At 42.7% G+C, this 18,602-nt stretch carries 18 protein-coding genes; 7 read left to right on the forward strand and 11 right to left on the reverse strand.

Going from position 1 to position 18,602, the window contains the following annotated elements:
• Window positions 1-397: 397 nt before the first annotated feature.
• Window positions 398-1,174, reverse strand: coding sequence for a nucleoside phosphorylase (locus RMY63_RS13675; protein WP_322729221.1), 777 nt, complete (start codon window positions 1,172-1,174; stop codon window positions 398-400).
• Between the two features lie 310 nt (window positions 1,175-1,484).
• Here RMY63_RS13675 and RMY63_RS13680 point away from each other — a divergent pair, with 310 nt between their 5' ends.
• Both RMY63_RS13680 and RMY63_RS13685 read left to right on the forward strand, forming a co-directional pair.
• Window positions 1,485-3,170 (forward strand): TniB family NTP-binding protein, encoded by a 1,686-nt coding sequence (locus RMY63_RS13680; RefSeq protein ID WP_416212515.1) that lies wholly within the window; start codon window positions 1,485-1,487, stop codon window positions 3,168-3,170.
• The gene (locus RMY63_RS13685) at window positions 3,167-3,694 is read left to right on the forward strand and encodes a TniQ family protein (protein WP_322729222.1); all 528 of its coding nucleotides are present in this window, start codon (window positions 3,167-3,169) and stop codon (window positions 3,692-3,694) included. The genes RMY63_RS13680 and RMY63_RS13685 overlap by 4 nt, the downstream gene beginning before the upstream one ends.
• A 25-nt stretch (window positions 3,695-3,719) precedes the next feature.
• Here RMY63_RS13685 and RMY63_RS13690 read toward each other — a convergent pair whose 3' ends face one another.
• The 5 genes from RMY63_RS13690 to RMY63_RS13710 form a co-directional block, all read right to left on the reverse strand.
• Window positions 3,720-4,649: a hypothetical protein gene (locus RMY63_RS13690; RefSeq protein WP_322729223.1), complete on the reverse strand. Its 930-nt coding sequence runs from the start codon at window positions 4,647-4,649 to the stop codon at window positions 3,720-3,722.
• Entirely contained in the window at window positions 4,646-4,996 is a 351-nt protein-coding gene (locus tag RMY63_RS13695; RefSeq protein WP_322729224.1) for a hypothetical protein, read from the reverse strand. Before RMY63_RS13695 ends, RMY63_RS13690 begins: the two co-directional genes overlap by 4 nt.
• An 88-nt stretch (window positions 4,997-5,084) precedes the next feature.
• Window positions 5,085-5,279, reverse strand: a complete 195-nt coding sequence (locus RMY63_RS13700; RefSeq protein WP_322729225.1) for a hypothetical protein — start codon at window positions 5,277-5,279, stop codon at window positions 5,085-5,087.
• A 103-nt stretch (window positions 5,280-5,382) separates the two neighbouring features.
• Window positions 5,383-5,685, reverse strand: coding sequence for a helix-turn-helix domain-containing protein (locus RMY63_RS13705; RefSeq protein ID WP_322729226.1), 303 nt, complete (start codon window positions 5,683-5,685; stop codon window positions 5,383-5,385).
• Entirely contained in the window at window positions 5,682-6,239 is a 558-nt protein-coding gene (locus RMY63_RS13710; protein WP_322729227.1) for a hypothetical protein, read from the reverse strand. Before RMY63_RS13710 ends, RMY63_RS13705 begins: the two co-directional genes overlap by 4 nt.
• Before the next feature lie 172 nt (window positions 6,240-6,411).
• On the opposite strand from RMY63_RS13710, the gene RMY63_RS13715 reads away from it, so the two are divergent.
• The gene (locus RMY63_RS13715) at window positions 6,412-6,582 is read left to right on the forward strand and encodes a ribbon-helix-helix domain-containing protein (protein WP_084227419.1); all 171 of its coding nucleotides are present in this window, start codon (window positions 6,412-6,414) and stop codon (window positions 6,580-6,582) included.
• A gap of 216 nt (window positions 6,583-6,798) precedes the next feature.
• On the forward strand, window positions 6,799-7,401 hold the full coding sequence (locus RMY63_RS13720; RefSeq protein WP_322729228.1) for a BrxA family protein: 603 nt from the start codon (window positions 6,799-6,801) through the stop codon (window positions 7,399-7,401).
• Here the strand turns inward: RMY63_RS13720 and brxL are convergent.
• The 3 genes from brxL to RMY63_RS13735 form a co-directional block, all read right to left on the reverse strand.
• Entirely contained in the window at window positions 7,398-9,416 is a 2,019-nt protein-coding gene (gene brxL, locus RMY63_RS13725; RefSeq protein ID WP_322729229.1) for a protease Lon-related BREX system protein BrxL, read from the reverse strand. The genes RMY63_RS13720 and brxL overlap by 4 nt on opposite strands.
• 91 nt (window positions 9,417-9,507) lie before the next feature.
• Complete coding sequence (gene pglZ / locus RMY63_RS13730) at window positions 9,508-12,129, reverse strand: BREX-1 system phosphatase PglZ type A (protein WP_322729230.1); 2,622 nt, start codon at window positions 12,127-12,129, stop codon at window positions 9,508-9,510.
• Entirely contained in the window at window positions 12,126-12,908 is a 783-nt protein-coding gene (locus RMY63_RS13735) for an Rpn family recombination-promoting nuclease/putative transposase (protein ID WP_322729231.1), read from the reverse strand. The genes pglZ and RMY63_RS13735 overlap by 4 nt, the downstream gene beginning before the upstream one ends.
• Before the next feature lie 364 nt (window positions 12,909-13,272).
• Between RMY63_RS13735 and RMY63_RS13740 the strand changes: the two genes are divergently transcribed.
• On the forward strand, window positions 13,273-13,446 hold the full coding sequence (locus RMY63_RS13740) for a hypothetical protein (protein ID WP_322729232.1): 174 nt from the start codon (window positions 13,273-13,275) through the stop codon (window positions 13,444-13,446).
• On the opposite strand, the gene RMY63_RS13745 is transcribed toward RMY63_RS13740, so the two are convergent.
• Window positions 13,443-13,847 carry an endonuclease domain-containing protein gene (locus RMY63_RS13745; RefSeq protein ID WP_322729233.1) on the reverse strand — a complete coding sequence of 135 codons (405 nt, stop codon included), beginning with the start codon at window positions 13,845-13,847 and terminating at the stop codon, window positions 13,443-13,445. The genes RMY63_RS13740 and RMY63_RS13745 overlap by 4 nt on opposite strands.
• Before the next feature lie 253 nt (window positions 13,848-14,100).
• The gene (gene pglX, locus RMY63_RS13750; RefSeq protein WP_322729234.1) at window positions 14,101-17,658 is read right to left on the reverse strand and encodes a BREX-1 system adenine-specific DNA-methyltransferase PglX; all 3,558 of its coding nucleotides are present in this window, start codon (window positions 17,656-17,658) and stop codon (window positions 14,101-14,103) included.
• A gap of 385 nt (window positions 17,659-18,043) precedes the next feature.
• On the opposite strand from pglX, the gene RMY63_RS13755 reads away from it, so the two are divergent.
• A complete protein-coding gene (locus tag RMY63_RS13755) occupies window positions 18,044-18,268 on the forward strand; it encodes a CopG family transcriptional regulator (protein WP_322729235.1) in 225 nt (74 codons plus the stop codon).
• A complete protein-coding gene (locus tag RMY63_RS13760; RefSeq protein ID WP_322729236.1) occupies window positions 18,255-18,593 on the forward strand; it encodes a type II toxin-antitoxin system PemK/MazF family toxin in 339 nt (112 codons plus the stop codon). The genes RMY63_RS13755 and RMY63_RS13760 overlap by 14 nt, the downstream gene beginning before the upstream one ends.
• Window positions 18,594-18,602 lie beyond the last annotated feature (9 nt).

The following is an 18,602-nucleotide window of genomic DNA, read 5'->3' on the forward strand; positions in this document are numbered from 1 at the left end:
CTCCTGACAATTTTTTGACAAATTCAAGTCTTTTCATTTATTTTGCTCAGTTGTCAAGTGCGTTTTTTATCCTGTCTTTATATGCTTATCTTATTTGATTCGCCAAGCTCACATAATACCGAATTAGATCAGCTTACCCTGTATATCTTAACTATAATTACTGAGTGATAAATTAAAGATTAGGTAAAGACATGACAAAAACACTTAGAGTAAATTCAGTGTGACATACTAATTAAGAAAAATTTGTTACTGGAGTTTAGACTAAATACGAGCAAAAAGAAGATAAAACCAACAGACTTACGGTGCTAAAAAATCACACTATAAACAGAGAGTGGAAACGTTCCGACCTGGGCAAAGCCAAAGATGAAATGCCGACTTGATCGCAATTATGGCGACTTTACTTTCGCCAATTTGCGATTGACCATACAGCAATTGCGATCGCATTTTTCACAGCAACATCTTTTTGTTCTAGAATGATATTTTCACTATCAATACGTGAAGCAACTACACCGCAAATAGCAGCAGCAGCAAAATTATACACTCCTGCCATTTTGAATAGTGTGCCGCATTCCATCTCATAATTCAAGATATTCAAGCGCCGATATTCTTCTGTAATGCCATGCAGCGATCGCATTAAATTTGGATTGGCGGAATCAGTGCGTTCTTGTCCCTCGTAAAAAGTATCAACGGATGCCGTAATTCCGATGTAATGTTCAACTTTTAATTCTTGTGCAGCTTTAACTAAAGCGACTGTCAGAAAAGGATCGGCTGCGGCTGGATACTCCACAGGTGCAATATCATTTGCTGCACCTTGGCGACATAATGCTGCACTGCTAATAACAACGCTACCAACTGGTATATAAGATTGAATCGATCCACAAGTTCCAATGCGAATAATTTGCCGGATTCCTACTTGTACCAACTCATTGACAACAATACTTAATGAAGGCGCACCCATACCACTTGTAGCTGATAAGATACTGCGACCATTCGGTAAGTATCCTACATAGCTATTGAGTCCGCGATTTTCTGACAACACGCGTACATCTTGTAAATAAGTTTGGGCAATAAAACGCGATCGCTCTGGATCGCCAGATAATAGGGCAATGCTGGGAGGTGATGAGCCTAAATCATCTTGCCCAAAGCCAATGTGATAGAAACGTTTACCAGTCATAGAGTTGAGAGTAGCGATCGCCCTAACACAATACTATGCTAGGGCGATTTTTGGTTTAATTTGAAGCTAACTTTTAGACCGATAAACTAATGGCTTTGTAATACGGGAATCTAATCAAGTTCTCATTGGAGAAGCGACTAGTAGCTAACTCTACGCAAAACTTAGCGTTTACGTACAAGTTGTTTCCATTAATTCCACTTCTCATTAGAGAAGCGACTGCGAAGTAACGCGGCTTGATGTCTTTCAAATCAGGTTTCCATTAATTCCACTTCTCATTAGAGAAGCGACCCCAATTTTAAAGCTAGAGGTAATCCAAAGTTTATTGGAACCCTGCGATCGCACAACTTATGGAGAAAAGTTGCGGGAAGCAGCAGAGAAACTAGGTGTATCGTTGCGAACGGTACAAAGGTTGGTGAAAAACTGGGAACAAGATGGTTTAGTCGGACTCACTCAAACAGGTAGGGCTGATAAAGGAAAACATCGTATTGGTGAGTTTTGGGAAAAATTCATTACCAAAACCTACAACGAGGGTAACAAGGGTAGTAAACGTATGACCCCTAAACAAGTTGCTCTCAGAGTCGAGGCTAAAGCCCGTGAATTAAAGGACTCTAAGCCGCCCAATTACAAAACCGTGTTACGGGTATTAGCGCCCATCTTGGAAAAACAAGAAAAAACTAAGAGTATTCGTAGCCCTGGATGGAGAGGGACAACGCTTTCAGTTAAAACTCCTGAAGGAAAAGATTTATCCGTTGATTACAGTAACCATGTTTGGCAATGTGACCATACCCGCGTAGATGTGTTGCTCGTGGATCAACATGGTGAATTGCTCAGTCGTCCCTGGCTAACAACAGTAATTGATACTTACTCTCGTTGCATCATGAGTATCAATTTGGGCTTTGATGCACCCAGTTCTGGGGTAGTAGCATTAGCGTTGCGTCATGCAATTCTACCCAAACAGTACGGTTTCGAGTACAAACTGCATTGTGAGTGGGGAACCTATGGAAAACCAGAACATTTTTATACTGATGGCGGTAAAGACTTTCGCTCCAACCACTTGAGTCAGATTGGGGCGCAATTAGGGTTTGTCTGTCATTTACGCGATCGCCCTTCTGAAGGTGGAGTAGTGGAACGTCCCTTCAAAACGTTAAATGACCAACTATTTTCAACGACAGAAGCTCAAGCGATCGCCAAGCAGTTGGGTGGGGTAAAACCGGATGATGAGTGGTTACAAGCTGAAATTGCTCGTCTCAAGGGTAAGAGTATTGTGCCTTTACAGCATGTAAAAACTCTCCATGATTGGTTAGATGGTAAGCGTAAGGCAAGAAAATCCTGCCGAGTTGTAGGGGAATCAAGAACTGGTAAGACAGTCGCTTGTGCTGCCTACATACATATACACAAGCCTCAGCAGGAAGCTGGACGACCTCCAACTGTACCTGTCGTTTATATTCGACCTCACCAAAAATGTGGCCCCAAAGATTTGTTTAAAAAGATTACTGAGTACCTCAAGTATCGGGTAGCAAAAGGAACTGTATCTGATTTTCGAGATAGGACGATAGAAGTACTCAAGGGTTGTGGCGTAGAGATGCTAATTATTGATGAAGCTGACCGTCTCAAGCCTGAAACATTTGCTGACGTGCGAGATATTGCCGAAGATTTAGGAATTGCTGTGGTACTGGTAGGAACAGACCGTTTGGATGCGGTAATAAAGAGGGATGAACAAGTTCTCGAACGCTTTAGGGCCGATCTTCGCTTCGGTAAATTGTCGGGAGAGGATTTCAAGAAGACTGTAGAAATGTGGGAACAAATGGTTCTGAAACTGCCAGTGTCTTCTAATTTAACGAGCAAGGAGATGCTAAGGATTCTCACATCAACAACTGAAGGTTACATTGGTCGCCTTGATGAGATTCTGAGGGAAGCAGCAATTTGTTCTTTATCAAGAGGATTGAAGAAGATTGACAAGGCTGTTTTACAGGAAGTAGCTAAGGAGTACAAATGATAGAAGCACCAAATGTTAAGCCTTGGCTATTCTTGATTGAACCCTATGAAAAAGAGAGCCTGAGCCACTTTCTTGGTAGGTTCAGACGTGCTAACCATTTATCTCCGAGTGGGTTGGGTAGTTTGGCAGGAATTGGTGCTGTAGTGGCACGTTGGGAAAGATTTCATTTTAATCCTCGCCCTAGTCAGCAAGAATTGGAAGCGATGTCTGCGACGGGCTTCGCCTACGCATCTGTGGTAGAAGTGGATGCCCAAAGGTTAGCCCAGATGTTACCACCTGCTGGAGTAGGAATGCAGCATGAGCCAATTCGGTTGTGTGGGGCTTGTTATGCTGAAGCGCCTTGTCATCAAATTGAGTGGCAGTATAAGTCGGTGTGGAAATGCGATCGCCATCAACTCAAAATTTTAGCGAAGTGTCCAAATTGTCAAGCACCTTTTAAAATGCCTACGCTGTGGCTGGATAGGTGCTGTCATAGATGTAAGATGCTGTTTGCGGAAATGGCAAAGCTACAGAAGGGCTTGTAAACTACAAGAAAAAATTGTAAAAGCATCAATAATCACTACTGCTTGACTTTTTGGTACGATATCCCTGATTGGGGTGAGTAAGTTTGTCAGGATATCGTAACTCCAGTTGACCTTTCTTGTGCATCTTGCTCAGGTAGCCGAGTCGTAAGGTATTGTAAGAACGATCTAATAATTCTTGAAGTTGTTTATGGTTCAAAAACCTTCCCTGGCAAAGCTTGAGAATTGTTGTCTCCATAATATCTGTTGATACCTTGCCCTTATTTCTGACAGTTACTGCGATCTCCATTAGTGATTGCCAATCATCGGAGCTTAACTCCAAATCATCAGAGCTTGGCTCCAAATCATCGGAGCTTAACTTCAAATCATCGGAGCTTGGCTCCAAATCATCAAAAATTTCTTCTGGTATAATTCCCAACAATAAATCTTCAGGACTGGTTTTTTCTACAAACTTATAGTTTTGGGCTACCAAGTCAGCTTCTGCGTTAGGCGGCTCTCCTGGAAAAAAATAGAAAGTTCCCCGTGCAATGCCACCCGATTCAAGGAAGCCATCCCTAACAAGAGCAGACAAAGCTTTTGTTAAATCATGGGGATGAGTAGCACTCATGCACTTGAGTCGAGCATGAGTAACCTTACCCTCAAGGGCTACTGTCACTAAAGCAAGGCGTTGATCGTCTGATAATTCTCTGAATGTAACACCAAATCGTTCGTCCAGTTCTCGAAGAGTTTCCTCTGGTAGTAAATTAACCATGAGCATTGCCAGTAGTGTTTGATCGGGTTCCACTTCTTCTAGCAAAGCTGGTAGTCGCCAGTCTTGCTGGCTCCAGTTACGGTAAATTTTGGGAATCCCTGAACCCGCCTGTTCCCCAATACCCACAAGCTGAAACATTTTTTGTAACTTGCGATTGCGACAATCACTTGTTCCACCCCGCAAAGCGTCTTCTAGAGGTAGTCTCATAATGCCAGGGTTACGAAATACAAACATATCTGGGCGTTTAATAATTTGTATTGGCACTCGCCAGTATAGTCAGCGTGGATTATTGTGTTAATTAATGCTTCACGTAAAGCTTCATGAACGGGTGTATCATCTACCCGTTTTGCGCCTTTGAGCTTGAAGGGAACTTTGAGGTCTGAGAAAAGTTTTTGAATAACCCGACGGTAAAAATCATAAAGGTTTCCTGACCATGTTCCATCTGTGGTAACACGATCAACCCATCGAGCCTCTGTTCTTGGCTCTGGGCGTTCTTGATAATCTACTACATAGTGAGGTACTGCCTCAAGGATTGATGGGAGTTTGCCAAACATAAGAATCTGCTAATCAATACTAACAGTGGCAATCACTAGTAAGGGGAATTTCAGCCATTGGCAAATGTATTCATTTTTCAAGCATATTTTATGCTGTCTTGTCTTGTTGCTCTAATATCACATTGAAAATTAGTGTAAAACTCACACCAGGAATGAGTCGGGATAAAACTTGTAGATGAGCTTCTGCATCACTGCGGCGACGAAAACGAGCTACAATCTGGTTCTGCATATTAGGTTTAAGTCGGACTATACACCAAGGACTGAGCTTTTCAAGGTAGGTCATCGAATTCTCCTGGTAAAATCTGTAATTTCCAAGACAAAAGCCAGCCTACTGTGACGGTGGCTGGCAAGAAATATCAAATTGATATTGAAATTAGATTCAATTCCTACTCACTCTTGTCTGGAAAACAAAGCTTCTGCAACACTTCTTCGGGGATATCCTCAAAGTGTTCCAGCAGAAAGTTCATCAGTGCAAGGTGGCGCAAATCGGTTGGCATGGGGCGGCGGTAGTTTTTACCTCTTGCAAACCAGCGGCGAACCGTGGACAAGGAACGATCGCAAATCTGAGCAATTTCTTCGTGGTTCACCTGCCATTTGCAGTAAAATTGCTTGGGGGTCATTCCCAGTTGACAATAACTGTAAAATTGCATCAAATCTTGCTCTCGCTGCTTGAGTGGATGAGGATTCATAAGTCTGTTTCCTCGCTGATTGGTTCTAAATCTTCTTCCCAAGCAATATCGGTAGATGTCCAAGCAGCACTCTGGCTCTCTTTGCTCAACCAAATCAGGTAGCACCAACTCCAGCAGTAGCGATCGCAAGCAAAGCTATAAAATCGACCTATGACAATACCCCAGTCAGTATCGCTTTCAGTAGAGAGCCCGCCGTAGGCATCGCCATATAAAAATCTGGGTGTCTTTGCTACATTGGGAAAGTTAGCGGGAAGCTCAATAGATGCGTCTGGGCATTTGAGGTTAATCAAGCTTGGGACTATATCTTGGTTACTGTGCCGGATGAGATTGAGATAAGCGGCAATCAACTTACCATTGAGGCTGTAAGTTAATTGAGAAATCAGAATCGCAGCTAGACTTTCTATTTCTTGCTGCTGGAGTTGTATCCAGGCACTATCAAAGTCAGCATCAGAGTAGTTGTTGAGCTTTGCCAGTAATTCTGTGATGCCGAAATCATCTAAAGCTTGTTGATAAGCTCTGTGTTGATCTGTTTTGTAGCTAACAGGCTTTAACATGGAAAATGTCTCCTGTGATATGGGGGCCAAAAGCCAGCATCCGCCCTGAGAAAGTTGATGGCTGGCTTTTGACTTATCAGTAATTATACGCTAGAATAAAGTGCTTTTGTGTTAATTAGTGTGCTTTAATGTGTTTAAAGTAAAAACACACTAAATCGCTTATGGTGATGAAATGGGAAAAGTAACTGTAACTCTTTATATGGAAGAAGAAGACAAAGAAGCCCTGCAATTTTTGGCTGATGCAGAGGAGCGTTCTTTGTCTCAAATGGCAGTGTTAATTGTGAAACGAGCTATCAAACAAGCCCAAAATGATGGTAAAATTCCTCCAATTCGGGGGAAATGATGTGTGATGCGATCGCTTGCGTAGAGTGTCAGTATACCCAGCAAGACTCAAACAGGATTCCTATATAAATTTCTAGCTACCACGCTTGACGAATATATCAAGGGAGACTTACATAGTAGGATGCCAAAAACCTTCCTCAGCAAGATTATTGCTGTACGATAGCTTACCGTCTGGATTTGAGAAAGGTTTCTGCCTGTCTTTGTTATTCTTACTACTATGACTGAAACGGCTTATGCTGCTCGTACTAACCACGCTTTTGTTTTGACTGAAACCCTGCGAGTTGCTGAACTGATGTACCAAGGTGCAACCCAGGAAGATATTCGGCAACGGGTATTGGTGGATGATTTATTTCAACTACGCTCCCAAGTTTCTCGTGAGCGGGCGCTACAAACTGTTCTCAAACGCCTTCAACAAGTGCCAGAGGAATATATTCAATTAATTGCCACTAGTAACCCTGATACCCGTCGATTCACCATATTGTTCCTGATTCTGCAAGAACACCGCCTTCTGCGCGAACTCATCGCTGAAGTCCTGCTGGACAAAATTAAAGGTTTTGATTATGTCGTAACGACTGCTGACTTGCGAACCTTCTTTGAAGGAAAGCGAGATCAAAATTCAACTGTGGCTGCATGGTCAAACTCCACCTATAAAAAGGCTGCTAGCAACACCTTACTAGTGCTAGTAAATGCGGGTCTATTGCAACCCACGTCCCCAAGAGGAAATTATCAAATTCGTTCTGTTCCGGTGCCATCAGCTTTGCGTCAACAATTACTCGCTAATGGGCTAGCTCATTACCTGACTCTCATGCTTGATTTTTAATCGACTGCTAACGCTTTAAATACTGCGTCTACGGGGTCAGCGTAAAATGATGTTTGAAATTTAGCAAACAATTCTGGCGGAACACTGCCTAAGTCTACGGCGCTTGCCATTGGTAAGAGGATACGTTTAGCGCCAGCATCAAAGGCTACTTGCAGACTACCCGCTAGGTTACTGACTGGTGTAATCGTCCCACCAATGGTCATTTCCCCAAATATTGCAAATTGCGTTTGAACACTTCGTTTTAGAGAAGCAGAACATAAAGAAACGAACAATGCTAATCCACTCTCTTGCGGTGCGCCAGACCCTTGCAAGTCTAGTAACTGGAGCAAAAAATCCAAATTACTTGGGTAAATGCTACTGCTAACTCTTTGAGCGTTAGCTTTGAAGTAATTCATCGCAATGTTTAAACTATCCTTCATCTTGCCAGCCGTTGCTACACCAGTGCGTACTAGCTTGCCACTACCGGGTACTGCTTGCAGTTCAAGTTTGAATGCTCCGATTATGCCGCTATCCCCAGTGCTGACAAAGTGCAAGTGACCGGGAGTTAGCATTTCCTGACTAATCAAGCTCGAACCACCCTGTTCCGGTACTGAGACAAAATGCTCATCTAGAGTTTCCAAGTCGATGTAGCTGAAATGCACATCGTAAAATTCCATTCCGCCAATTTTCTTTAACTGTTCTTTCACTCGCCGTCGCACCCGCAGCCCATACACTAGGGCTTCGCGCACATCTTCCTTACTAAATGAGCCATCTGGGAAGAGCAGTTTCAGCAGCCCTGATACAGTTTTGCGAACTGCTTGAACATCTCGTTGCTTAAGATTGTTACCTAGTCTGAAGTAGAGGTCTATGGCATCGGCAAAACTGCGTTTACGCATTTCCCGCAGCCACTCTGCTAAGTAATCGACAATAAACCCGTACTGGTTAGTAAAATTCTCTGGGCTAAATTTGGGGATTTCCCAGCCAGGAATATAAGCGTGAAAGCGGTCGAAGAAGGCGGTGTCAATCATGGCTTCGGGGAAAGGTGCCAGCAGGTGTGAGGTCTTCACTAAGGATTCCACGCTTTGATTAATGTTGCCGACAAAGACCATAGAAGCATTAGCGGTAATCTCCGCCTTACCGCGTGCAAAAGAACCTGATGCCATGTAGTCTTTCATGATTTGCACACCGTCGTTATCATGAAAGCTCATGCCTGCTACTTCATCAAAGGCAACCACGTCAAATAAACCCACTAGTCCCACGCGACGGTTAGACATATTGTAGAAAAGATTCGCTACTGTAGTTTTTCCACCGGAAACCAAGATTGAGTTAGGAGAAACTTCTTTGTAGACGTGTGATTTACCTGTAGAACGGGGGCCGAGTTCGCAGCAATTGTAGTTATTTTCACAAAGAGCTACCAAACGGGCAAGTAGATGCCATTTTACATCTTCGCTGACGGTAGTGGGTTCCAGTCCTGTTGACCGAATCAGCAGGTCAATCCATTCACTGCGGGTAAAAGCTGGGCGACCCGCAAACAATTCGTCCATATCCACACTAGGCATTTGGATAGGTTTGAGGCTTCCCACAATGAAGGGACTGGGTTTGGTTCCTGCTTCGTATTCAAGTTGTAAAATACACCAAATACCACCACCCAGAAGCTTTTGGTTGGGTTTGACAATTTCTGGGTCAATGACTACGCCTTTGACACCCAGGTTCATTAAAGTTCCCTGGTAGATGTCATCTCTGTCGTTGAGCGTTACCGTTACCCGGTCAATGATGGTGAATCGTCCCAATTCCCGAATTTTAGATTTGCTCTGTTCTGCTTCATCAGGACGGACGTAATTCTGTGCCAGGATGTTTTTTACACGAGTAACGCCTTCTTCAATGGTGGTTTCGTCGTCGGTCGCGCAGTACATACCAAGTAGGTATTCCAGCACATACACTGGTACATTGGCACCTTCTTTAATACGTTTAGTCAGGTCTTTACGTACTACCTTTCCAGGGTAAATGCTGTTTAGCTTTTGATTCAGGTCATGCATACAAGGGTTATGAACTGCTGGTGATTATTCTGAGATGATTGAAGTCAGTTGGTTAATAATCCAACATCTAAAATCTTGTGACTATATTGGCTCAGAAATCTCCAAAGTCGTTAGCGATTCCTAAACTAACTGCCCAGGTTTCTCGGAGCAATTCACTCTCATCGTCTGCATCCTTAACTATTAAATAGACGTTACTAGGGGGATTAGCAGTAGTTACGGTCAACCTTAAGTTAATTTCCCGATCGCTAGGATGGGGGCTAGTGCTGCTTAAGTTTGCTCCTCGCACATCTGTTATCGGTGTATTAGTTTGGGGATCGTAGAACGCAACTGTAATTTGACGCGATCGCCATCTCCCCTCAACTGCATCACTTTGTACTAATGTCAATGTAAAACGATTATTCGTTACCCGCCGAACTCTGGCACTTACCTGTACCCCTACTTTCCGGGCTGGGCCTTCGTCTCCTTTAACCGCCCGTTGGTGATGATAGGTGATAACTGGTACGCATACTTCTTGGAGAGATGCCCCGCCGTGGACAAACTGCGCTCCTACACCTTGGACGGCAAAGCGTAAACTACCACGGGGAACGATCGCAACTGTGCCATTTTCTGTATAGGGCAGGCTAAAGTGCAGTAAGGTTGAATCATTCAACTGTTCTCGTGCTAGCAGGTAGCGGCGTTTGCTTTCCAATACTGCTTCACCACTTGGTAGGGGTTGCTTGTCTGCCTCTTGAATGGGGCGACGTTGGTATAAAAAACCGTGGTCTGCGGTGATGATAACGTTTGTACCATTGATAGAATTACAAATTTTCTTTACCAGCCGTAGCAGTTCGCTAATTGCTGTTTTGCAAGCTGATAGTACTTGACGTTCGCTGGATGCCTGATCGCCGATCGCGTCAATGACGTTGTGATAAATGTAGATTAGGCGATAAGGTTGCACAGCAGCCCGTCCTTCGTCAGTATTCATCTCTAGCAGGTCTTTGGCGCTAAGTACTGTAGCTTCTACCCGACTATTTTGGTTTAGTACCTTTTGCCTTGCTAATGCTCCTTTAGTACTAAGTCCATCCAGTCGAACATCATCATCACTTGGTATCAGTTCTAGTTTTGACCCTGGAAGAAGTGCTGCCATACCCAACCGTGTCACGCTGGGTAAAACTCCCAATTGTGCCTCTAGGCTGGTTTCACCCCGAACTTCTTTTTTAATTACTTCTTGGAGTTCGCTGGCGACTTCATAGCGCAAAGCATCGGAGATAATCACAAATACTTTTTCGCGATCGCTCCGTTCTAAAATTGGGAATACGTGCCTACCAAAAAATCTAGTTTGCGATGCTATGCCTTCTAATTCCCAACTTAAAGGCAGGGGAGAAGAGGCAGGGGGGAGGATTTTCCCCTTTTCTCCCTTGCCTTCTTCGCTAAGGGCATCAGACCAGGCTTCTCCTAGACTATCCAGGAACCATTGGGTGTATAAATTTTCTACGTCGTCAATTAAACCTTTGAGGATATCTCCTTGGGCATCATCACTCTTGACGATAAAGTGGCGGTAAGCTTGGTCAAAGGAGTGTAAATCGCTGGCGTAGGCTTTGAAGAGAAGTGGGGCTGGTTGGCGGAATCCTTCTGGATACTGTTGCTTAAATTCCAACAGAGCGATCGCAGCTTCTAATGCTTGATAAATCTTTTCATACTGGGGGAACCAAATCAGGGTATGACGTGCCTGTAACCAAGTTCGCCAGGGTGTCAATTCCGTTATTTGTTGCCTCATTTGCATTTGCAGTGTTTTAACGCAGGTGCGGATTAATACCTTATCCACCACCTCGAAACTGGCTGCTTCAAATAAAACTTCCGGCTCTAAATTCTCTATAGCATCAAATATATGTAATTGTTCTGCTACCTCACTGCTGAGGATCTTCCAGCCTAGAGAATCCTGCTGGTCGCGCATCCACTGGTCGATAAAGGCATAAGCCCGTTGTCCAGGAGTGATGACTTGGTTTGCTAGCTGGGGCGGGATGGTACCGTGCAGAGATTTAGCAAAATGCGTGATTAGCAACTGCACGAATAACTTGTTTAAACTGGGGTTTTGCTTCGGAAAGTCCGTGTGTTCTTGGACTACTTCCCAGAAGGCTTCAGGGGAGATAAAACGCTCAATATCAGACCAGAGGACGTTATCCGACTCTAATAAACCGCCCAGCAGCACCCGCCGAATCAGTGTCCCTGCATCGGGTACTTTTAAGCCTGCGAGGACGGAAAGCATAGCCAGGAGTAATCCCCGTTCGTCGCTGTCCGGGGAAATACCCATTGCTTGCAGGGCTTCTGTCCGTTTGCGGCTTTTAAAGAATTTATCATGTTCTCGGATGACAATTTCGAGGCGGCGCGATCGCAATCCTAAATCTGCATAGATGAGGGCGGCGGGGTCAGCAGAGAAGGTTAAACCGCTTTTTTGGATGTCTAGAAGCCAGTTTTCTTGGGGTGCAGGTTCGGGAAAGGGGGCGTACAGTAGAAAAGCTTGTGTGGGTTGCTCGACCAGCAGGTGATATTTGACGGTAAAGGCAGTATCAGCGAGTTGGAGTTTTTCTACGCCTTCGAGTTGGAGTTCATTGAAGCTGCTGGTAAATTGTTGTTCGGGGTCGTACCAAAACACCACCCTCCGTCCTGGGTGCAACCAACGGGCTGAATCTTGGAAGAGGGTTTCTAGGGTGTTTTGGATACGAGTAGTGTTCATTCTGTTGGCTTTTCTGTTTCGGCAATTTGCAATTGTTGCACCTGTTCAACTGTTAAACCAGTCACTTTTGCAACTACTTCGATAGACATTCCCTCTTCTAACATATTGATAGCAACACGTCGAATACCTTCGTCTCGACCTTCCGCTCGACCTTCGGCTAGTAATGATTGATAAGTTACTGACTCACGCATAATATCTCTTTGCAGCAAACGCTGAATCACTTCTTCTTCTAATACTAGCCCAGCCAGGATAAATGCACATGCAGCAAGATTACTTTGAGTCCGTTTATCGGTGATATTGTCAATTAATGTTGCGACTTCTTGTAAAGTATTAGTTTTACTATCTGTATTGCTTAAAACTGCAAATGGAAGTAAACCGGAATTTTGCAAAAATATTTCTTTTGGTTGCTCCCATAGGCGAATTACTTGGAAGCGATGAGATGTTTCTTCAAGAGTAAATGTAGTTTGCCTAACGAGTTCTGAATCAGTTTTTTGTAAATAAATTACTACTTGAATCATCCGCTTGTGAGGAAAGCGACGATACACCCGCAAACGGTAGTCTGTCATCCGAAAGGGTATATTTTTGTCTGGTTGAGTTTGAAACTCGATATGCAAGACTATTTCATCAGATTGCTGTAGGATGAGCGCATCGGCACGAATTGGTTCTAGGGATAGTTCTTTGGGACTTAATTCAGTTAGGGTTATTGGTTCACCTAACAACCAAGTGGCGAAGTCGCTGGGAAAGCTTTCGACAAGAAACTTACACAAATTATCAAACATGAAAATATTTTCTCAAAGAACGCTGTAATGTACGAAAGGAGGAAATTCAGCAATGGATAAGCTAGAAAAATATCGTAGTTTTATCAAGAAGATATTGACTGAATATTACGAAATGGCTAATACTAAATTTATCAGCTTGTCGGTATCAAAAAGTTCTAGATCCTCCTAAATCCTCCTTAAAAAGGAGGACTTTGATTCCGGTTCCCCCCTTTTTAAGGGGAGTTAGGGGGGATCAATAAGTGCCTAAAATCACAGCTAAATACTTTTAAAACATCCTGTAAAGAGGCAGGGGCAGGGAGATACTATTCAATATGATTTACTATATACAAAGAAAGCTAGCAGCTTAAATTAGGAGATTGTTGATATGCCTAACTCCCAACTTAGTAAAGAAGAAATTGCAAAGCGTGGCGGAGAACTTTATGAAAAAGTAATCCGTGTTCAAGTCGAGACAGCAGAAAATATTGGCAAAATTATCTCAATTAATATCAACACTGGTGATTACGAAATTGATAACGATCTACTTGTTGCTATACTTTAAGAATTTTTCCCCTGAGAAAGGGGGTCTAGGGGGATTAAACCCTTTATCTGCTCACACACACTATCAAATTGATTAAAAACTTGGCTATTTGTGAACCTAATAATCTTTAAACCATAGCCTTCTAGAATGCGTGTTCTCTCTATGTCATAATCTTGACATTCATCTGTAAAATGGCTATCTCCATCAATTTCAATCGCTACTTGTAAAGTAGGGCAGTAGAAATCAACTATAAAATGATTAATTGGTCTTTGTCTTAAAACCCGAAATTTAAAATTCCTTAAATACTCACACCACAGCTTTTTTTCTGCTGGAGTCATGTTTTTGCGAAGTTCTTTTGCTCTTTCTATAAGCTTTGGATTGTAAGGTAAATGGAAATCGCTACTATTGAGATTGTTATTCATAATTTTAAAGTTTGATTACCTTATTCCACATCGTTTTGATCCCCCCTAACCCCCCTTAAAAAAGGGGGGAACTAGAATCAAAGTCCCGTTTAAAAATGGGAAATTAGAATCAAAGTCCCCCTTTTTAAGGGGGATTTAGGGGGATCTAAAACGTTTGCTACCAACGATAAGACTTTTAAAACATCCTTTAAGAAGTTTTCCCCTGAAAAAAGAGGGAACTATAATTAAAGTCCCCCTTTTTCAGGGTATCAATTCATTTCAACAGTTCCCTTTTCCACTGCGAGGCTTTTTCTAAGTCAGCAATTTTTAAATCTGCACCTTCGTAAACTAAACCTTTGAAGCGCGTGTAGTTGTACGCTACACCATCGTCAAGGTCAAGATTAATTCGCGCATCGGCTTGCGTTTGTAGCTTGGCTTGGTAATCTCGCAGTTCTAGCTGTTGGGCTTGCAGTTCTTTCAGGCGGTTTGTGGCAGCTTTTTTAGCGGCGCTAGAATTGGTATTATCTAGCTGTTGTTGCGCCCTGGCAATTTCCCCATCTAGTTTGACTTGCAATTCTAAAACATAATCGGTGCGGATACGAGCAAGAGCATCTTCGCTGTAACGGTGTAAATATAGTAATGCGCCAAAAGCTCGTTTTTTTCCACTGGTAAACAGCCAGTAAATAGGGCGTTTTTTATAAGTTTGAATGTGGTCAGAAATGAATTCTTGCAGAAAGTAGCGGCGGATGCGTTCTTGGGCGCTTTCGCCGTTTTTGAGGGTGAGGGCGTTAGCGATGAAGTTGAGGTTTTCGGTAAGGGTTTCGGGACTATAGGCGACTCGCAGAAATTCTATGAAGCGGGTAACGATATCGTTATCGAAGTATGCTTGGTCTGTGATGGGAATTATTGCATCATTGCTAGCGGGGAATGTTTGGTGTAGGGAGGGGTCAAAAAGTTGTCCGGTGTGGATGAGTCCGGGTTTGTCGAGGGAGTAGCGCCCGATGATACAGCCGACGGCGTAGGAGATGAGGGAACGGATATCTTTGTTTAAGTCGGCGCGACGAATGGTGATTTGGTCGTCGGGTACTTCTGGGGTTAGTTCGTCTTGTAAGCCGTATGCTTCTATCCAGTAGCGGTTATTTTCTTCTTCGAGTTGTTGGAGTTCGCGGAAGGCGGTTTCTGATTTGCTTTGCCAAATGTTGAAGGCTTCGGAGAGGTGTTTGGTGTTGTGGCGTAATAGGGGGTGGATTTGGAAGTCCCAGGAAGTTTCAAAGTTGTCCCAGTCCTGGCGAGATATAAAGATTGTTGTTTGGATTAGTTTATTGATTTGTGGAGAAAAACTTTTTAATTTATCAACTAATATTGGTATCTCAGCCAAGTTGCCAACTTGAAAGTGAAGGGTTGGATTGAGTATATTCAATACATTAAATATAAATTTAGAGCCTAAATAACCAATTAAACAATATATATCTTCTGTAAAAATACAAGAACCACCTTTTTCAAAAAGAAAACCACCAGGAAGGTAGCGAACAGCAAAAAACGATGAGCTAATATCTGTCCAAGTGATAGCTGGTTGAAAATATGGATTAGTAGTCTTTAAAACTAACCCTGTATTGCCATTTAAATAAGGATACTTTTCAATAACAGTTTTTGAGATTTCTTCTCCATTATTAAACCAGTTAATTACAAATTCCAGATTACCATACCATTTTCTGAAATCGCCTCCTTTGTTGATAGGAAACCATTTAAATACACTTTTCCTTGCTTCTTCTCTGGAATTAAATGCAAAACCGATGTTACGATAATTTATTTCATGCCATAATCTGAGAAACTTATGATTATCAGTTGTTAACAATCCTTGCTTAACTTCTGCAATTGTTTTAAGAGACTGACCATCCTCAAAAACTCCTCTTAGTTTAGGTGTTAACCAATAAGCGATCGCACTCCCCGGAATCTTTGCAAAATCAGCCGACTTTGCAGAATAAAGATATCCACACTTAGGATTTTTGATTGCTTCTAGAGTTTTTGGTGCTTGGTTTTGATGTCCTTTAAAATCTGATAGCTTTATGTAAGCCCCTAATTTATTTTTATTGGCTGGCTTCTGCAAAGAAAAAGCACAAACTGGGATACAAGCAGGTTCAAAAGCATTATATTCTAATTGAACTAATGAAGTAATGGTAAAATTATTTAATAGTTTAATTCTAAAATCCTTATAAGTAGATAGAAACATCCAAACAAAAGGTGTTATCAAGCCTAAATAGCTATGATCATGTGTAATGCTATCAAATTTTTCCATAAACATAGAAAAAGCATCTGATTTAGAATCAGGATAATTTTTAATAGCAAAATCCTTGAAAACATGATTTAAAGTTTTATTGCCCATATAAGGTGGATTTGCCACCACAACCCAGTACTTATTCCTCAACAACTCCGCCTGTAATAACAACCCCTGCAAAGCTGGAACATACTCACGAAATACCGAACTACTCGCTTCCAATTTATTCAATTGCCATTTCAACTTATCAGTATCAAAAGACGGTGGTGTAATTAAACTTCCTAAATTATCTGCATCCTTAAACGCCTCAATTAATGGTTGCCAATCTTCAGCATTTAATTCTGTAGCAGGTGGTAAAGTCTGACTATGGGTAGGACGCACCGCCGTAATATTCAAAGCCAGAGATTTCCGCAAAATCCGCGAATTCTTCGCCCGTGCCTTCATCAATACCGCAAAACTTGCCAACTGAGCTGCACGTTCATCAATATCTAAACCATACAAATTGTGCGTCAAAATCAGCGCTGGAATATCTCGCTCTAAATAACCTTGCTCTTTGTAAATTTCAAACAGTAAATCAAACGCATATACCAAAATATGACCACTACCACAAGCAGGGTCTATCACGGTCAACTCTTGAGGTGTTAAAGCTTGCGGCTTTTCACCCTCACCATTATCGTTAGGATTTTCCAAATAGTAAGGCATATACTCACGCAAGCGTGATTCCGGGTGCGCCTCTAACCACAACCGCCCTAAACTGTTCTCCACCATATACCGAACAATCCAGTGGGGGGTAAACAATTGAGTCGCGGCTGGAATATCTGCGGCTGCAACCTTCGACTTTGCCCCAATCACCTCATCCTTGCGTTCCGAAATGTAGAACTGATACAGCCAACCCACTACTTCAATATTCTGCCAGTCCTCCTCTGGAATCTCCTTTACCAGCCGCCGTACAATTGAATCCTGATTTAACAAATTTCCAGGCAAAAACAGCGCTTGGTAATTCTGGCGAGGGTCAAACAGTGCCGGAATTCCCTCCGCCAAAGCTTTACACTGAGCTAGCAGCAGACGGTGGTAGAGAAACTCATCGGGATTAGGATGATGATTGGCAAAACTGCGCCACTGATTGAGAGTATCGAAGTCAAGTCCAGGTAAATCTCCCATTTCGGCAATAGAACTAGCATCCCGTAACAAATCAGGGTCTACCAAATTGGAATCGCTACTACTCAATACCCGCCCGATATATCCATTCACCTCCATAAACCGTAATGCTGCCAAACGGTTAAACCAGGTATAGGCAATTTCATCTATCAGCGCATCTACCGCCTGGGGTTGGCTGGAAGTTAGCGTTAAATCTTGCAAGCGATTTCGCAGTTGATGATACTGATTTGTTTCTGTGGTATTTAACGTTTGACCCGCCACCAGCAATCCACCTGCAACTGTCTGAGGTTCTATAATGCTTTTGTGAGTAATGCCAAATTGGGCAGCACGGGCTTTAACTTGTTCTCGTAGGTAACGACGCGCCCAAATAGCAAAGTTTTTGATAGCAGTGCGGTTCATTGAGGTGATTGAAAATTGGTAGTTTATGTTATTAACCACCCCAAAATCGACTTTCTCCGGTGTACACACATCTCTTGACTAGGTGCAGAATGTGGTTTGATCCCCCTAAATCCCCCTTAAAAAGGGGGACTTTGATTCTAGTTCCCCCCTTTTTAAGGGGGGTTAGGGGGGATCGAAACGATGTGGAATAAGGTAATTAAGCTTGTATGTACACGATATGCAATCAATTTTGGGGAGGTTAGTCCAAGTCAGTTTTAACGGACTAACACCTTGATAACCACCGCGTTTTAACTGAGTTTTATTCTATTCGCCAGGATTTAAGTTGATTTCCTACTATTTTTACTACTATAAAGTAAGAAAAATATAATTACCTTTTGGTAATACCATGCCATCTGAAAAACTATCCATTTCCTTACCAGCATCTTTGATGCAGTTTATTGAGAATTACAAAGTGACAAAGGGGTGTAAATCTCGCTCCCAAGTCATTGAGTTAGCACTGGAATTACTGCGCTATCAGGAATTAGAGCAAGCTTACCGCCAAGCTTCAGCAGAAGTTGACCCAGATTGGGATTTGACAGTAGGGGATGGGTTAACAGATGAAACGTGGTGAGACTTACTATGCTAATCTCAGTCCAGTAGTAGGGGCAGAGATGGATAAACGCCGGCCTATACTGATTGTCAGTAATGATGCTAATAACAGTGCATCTAGTACAGTGACAATTTTACCGATTACGTCTAATGTCAGTCGGGTTTATCCTTTTGAGGTGTTATTGAATCCAGAGGAGAGTGGTTTATCTAAGCCTTCTAAGGTACAAGCGCAGCAGGTACGCACGATTTCTAAGCAGCGCATTACGGAAGATGTGCTGGGTTGTTTGAATCAAGATTTGATGCAATTAGTTGATGCTGCTCTCAAGTTACATTTAGGTTTGGGCTAGATAAACCAG

The organism is Nostoc sp. ChiQUE01b, from assembly GCF_034531255.1.
Classification (GTDB): Bacteria; Cyanobacteriota; Cyanobacteriia; order Cyanobacteriales; family Nostocaceae; genus Nostoc.

What these genes read in the sequence shown, in the direction of transcription:
- RMY63_RS13735 (WP_322729231.1), bottom strand. Translation starts at nt 12,908, where the DNA reads ATGTTTGATAATTTGTGTAAGTTTCTTGTCGAAAGCTTTCCCAGCGAC.
- pglX (WP_322729234.1), bottom strand. Translation starts at nt 17,658, where the DNA reads ATGAACCGCACTGCTATCAAAAACTTTGCTATTTGGGCGCGTCGTTAC.
- RMY63_RS13720 (WP_322729228.1), top strand. Translation starts at nt 6,799, where the DNA reads ATGACTGAAACGGCTTATGCTGCTCGTACTAACCACGCTTTTGTTTTG.
- RMY63_RS13760 (WP_322729236.1), top strand. Translation starts at nt 18,255, where the DNA reads ATGAAACGTGGTGAGACTTACTATGCTAATCTCAGTCCAGTAGTAGGG.
- RMY63_RS13715 (WP_084227419.1), top strand. Translation starts at nt 6,412, where the DNA reads ATGGGAAAAGTAACTGTAACTCTTTATATGGAAGAAGAAGACAAAGAA.
- RMY63_RS13700 (WP_322729225.1), bottom strand. Translation starts at nt 5,279, where the DNA reads ATGACCTACCTTGAAAAGCTCAGTCCTTGGTGTATAGTCCGACTTAAA.
- RMY63_RS13690 (WP_322729223.1), bottom strand. Translation starts at nt 4,649, where the DNA reads ATGAGACTACCTCTAGAAGACGCTTTGCGGGGTGGAACAAGTGATTGT.
- RMY63_RS13695 (WP_322729224.1), bottom strand. Translation starts at nt 4,996, where the DNA reads ATGTTTGGCAAACTCCCATCAATCCTTGAGGCAGTACCTCACTATGTA.
- RMY63_RS13705 (WP_322729226.1), bottom strand. Translation starts at nt 5,685, where the DNA reads ATGAATCCTCATCCACTCAAGCAGCGAGAGCAAGATTTGATGCAATTT.
- RMY63_RS13745 (WP_322729233.1), bottom strand. Translation starts at nt 13,847, where the DNA reads ATGAATAACAATCTCAATAGTAGCGATTTCCATTTACCTTACAATCCA.
- pglZ (WP_322729230.1), bottom strand. Translation starts at nt 12,129, where the DNA reads ATGAACACTACTCGTATCCAAAACACCCTAGAAACCCTCTTCCAAGAT.
- RMY63_RS13710 (WP_322729227.1), bottom strand. Translation starts at nt 6,239, where the DNA reads ATGTTAAAGCCTGTTAGCTACAAAACAGATCAACACAGAGCTTATCAA.
- RMY63_RS13755 (WP_322729235.1), top strand. Translation starts at nt 18,044, where the DNA reads ATGCCATCTGAAAAACTATCCATTTCCTTACCAGCATCTTTGATGCAG.
- RMY63_RS13685 (WP_322729222.1), top strand. Translation starts at nt 3,167, where the DNA reads ATGATAGAAGCACCAAATGTTAAGCCTTGGCTATTCTTGATTGAACCC.
- brxL (WP_322729229.1), bottom strand. Translation starts at nt 9,416, where the DNA reads ATGCATGACCTGAATCAAAAGCTAAACAGCATTTACCCTGGAAAGGTA.
- RMY63_RS13675 (WP_322729221.1), bottom strand. Translation starts at nt 1,174, where the DNA reads ATGACTGGTAAACGTTTCTATCACATTGGCTTTGGGCAAGATGATTTA.
- RMY63_RS13740 (WP_322729232.1), top strand. Translation starts at nt 13,273, where the DNA reads ATGCCTAACTCCCAACTTAGTAAAGAAGAAATTGCAAAGCGTGGCGGA.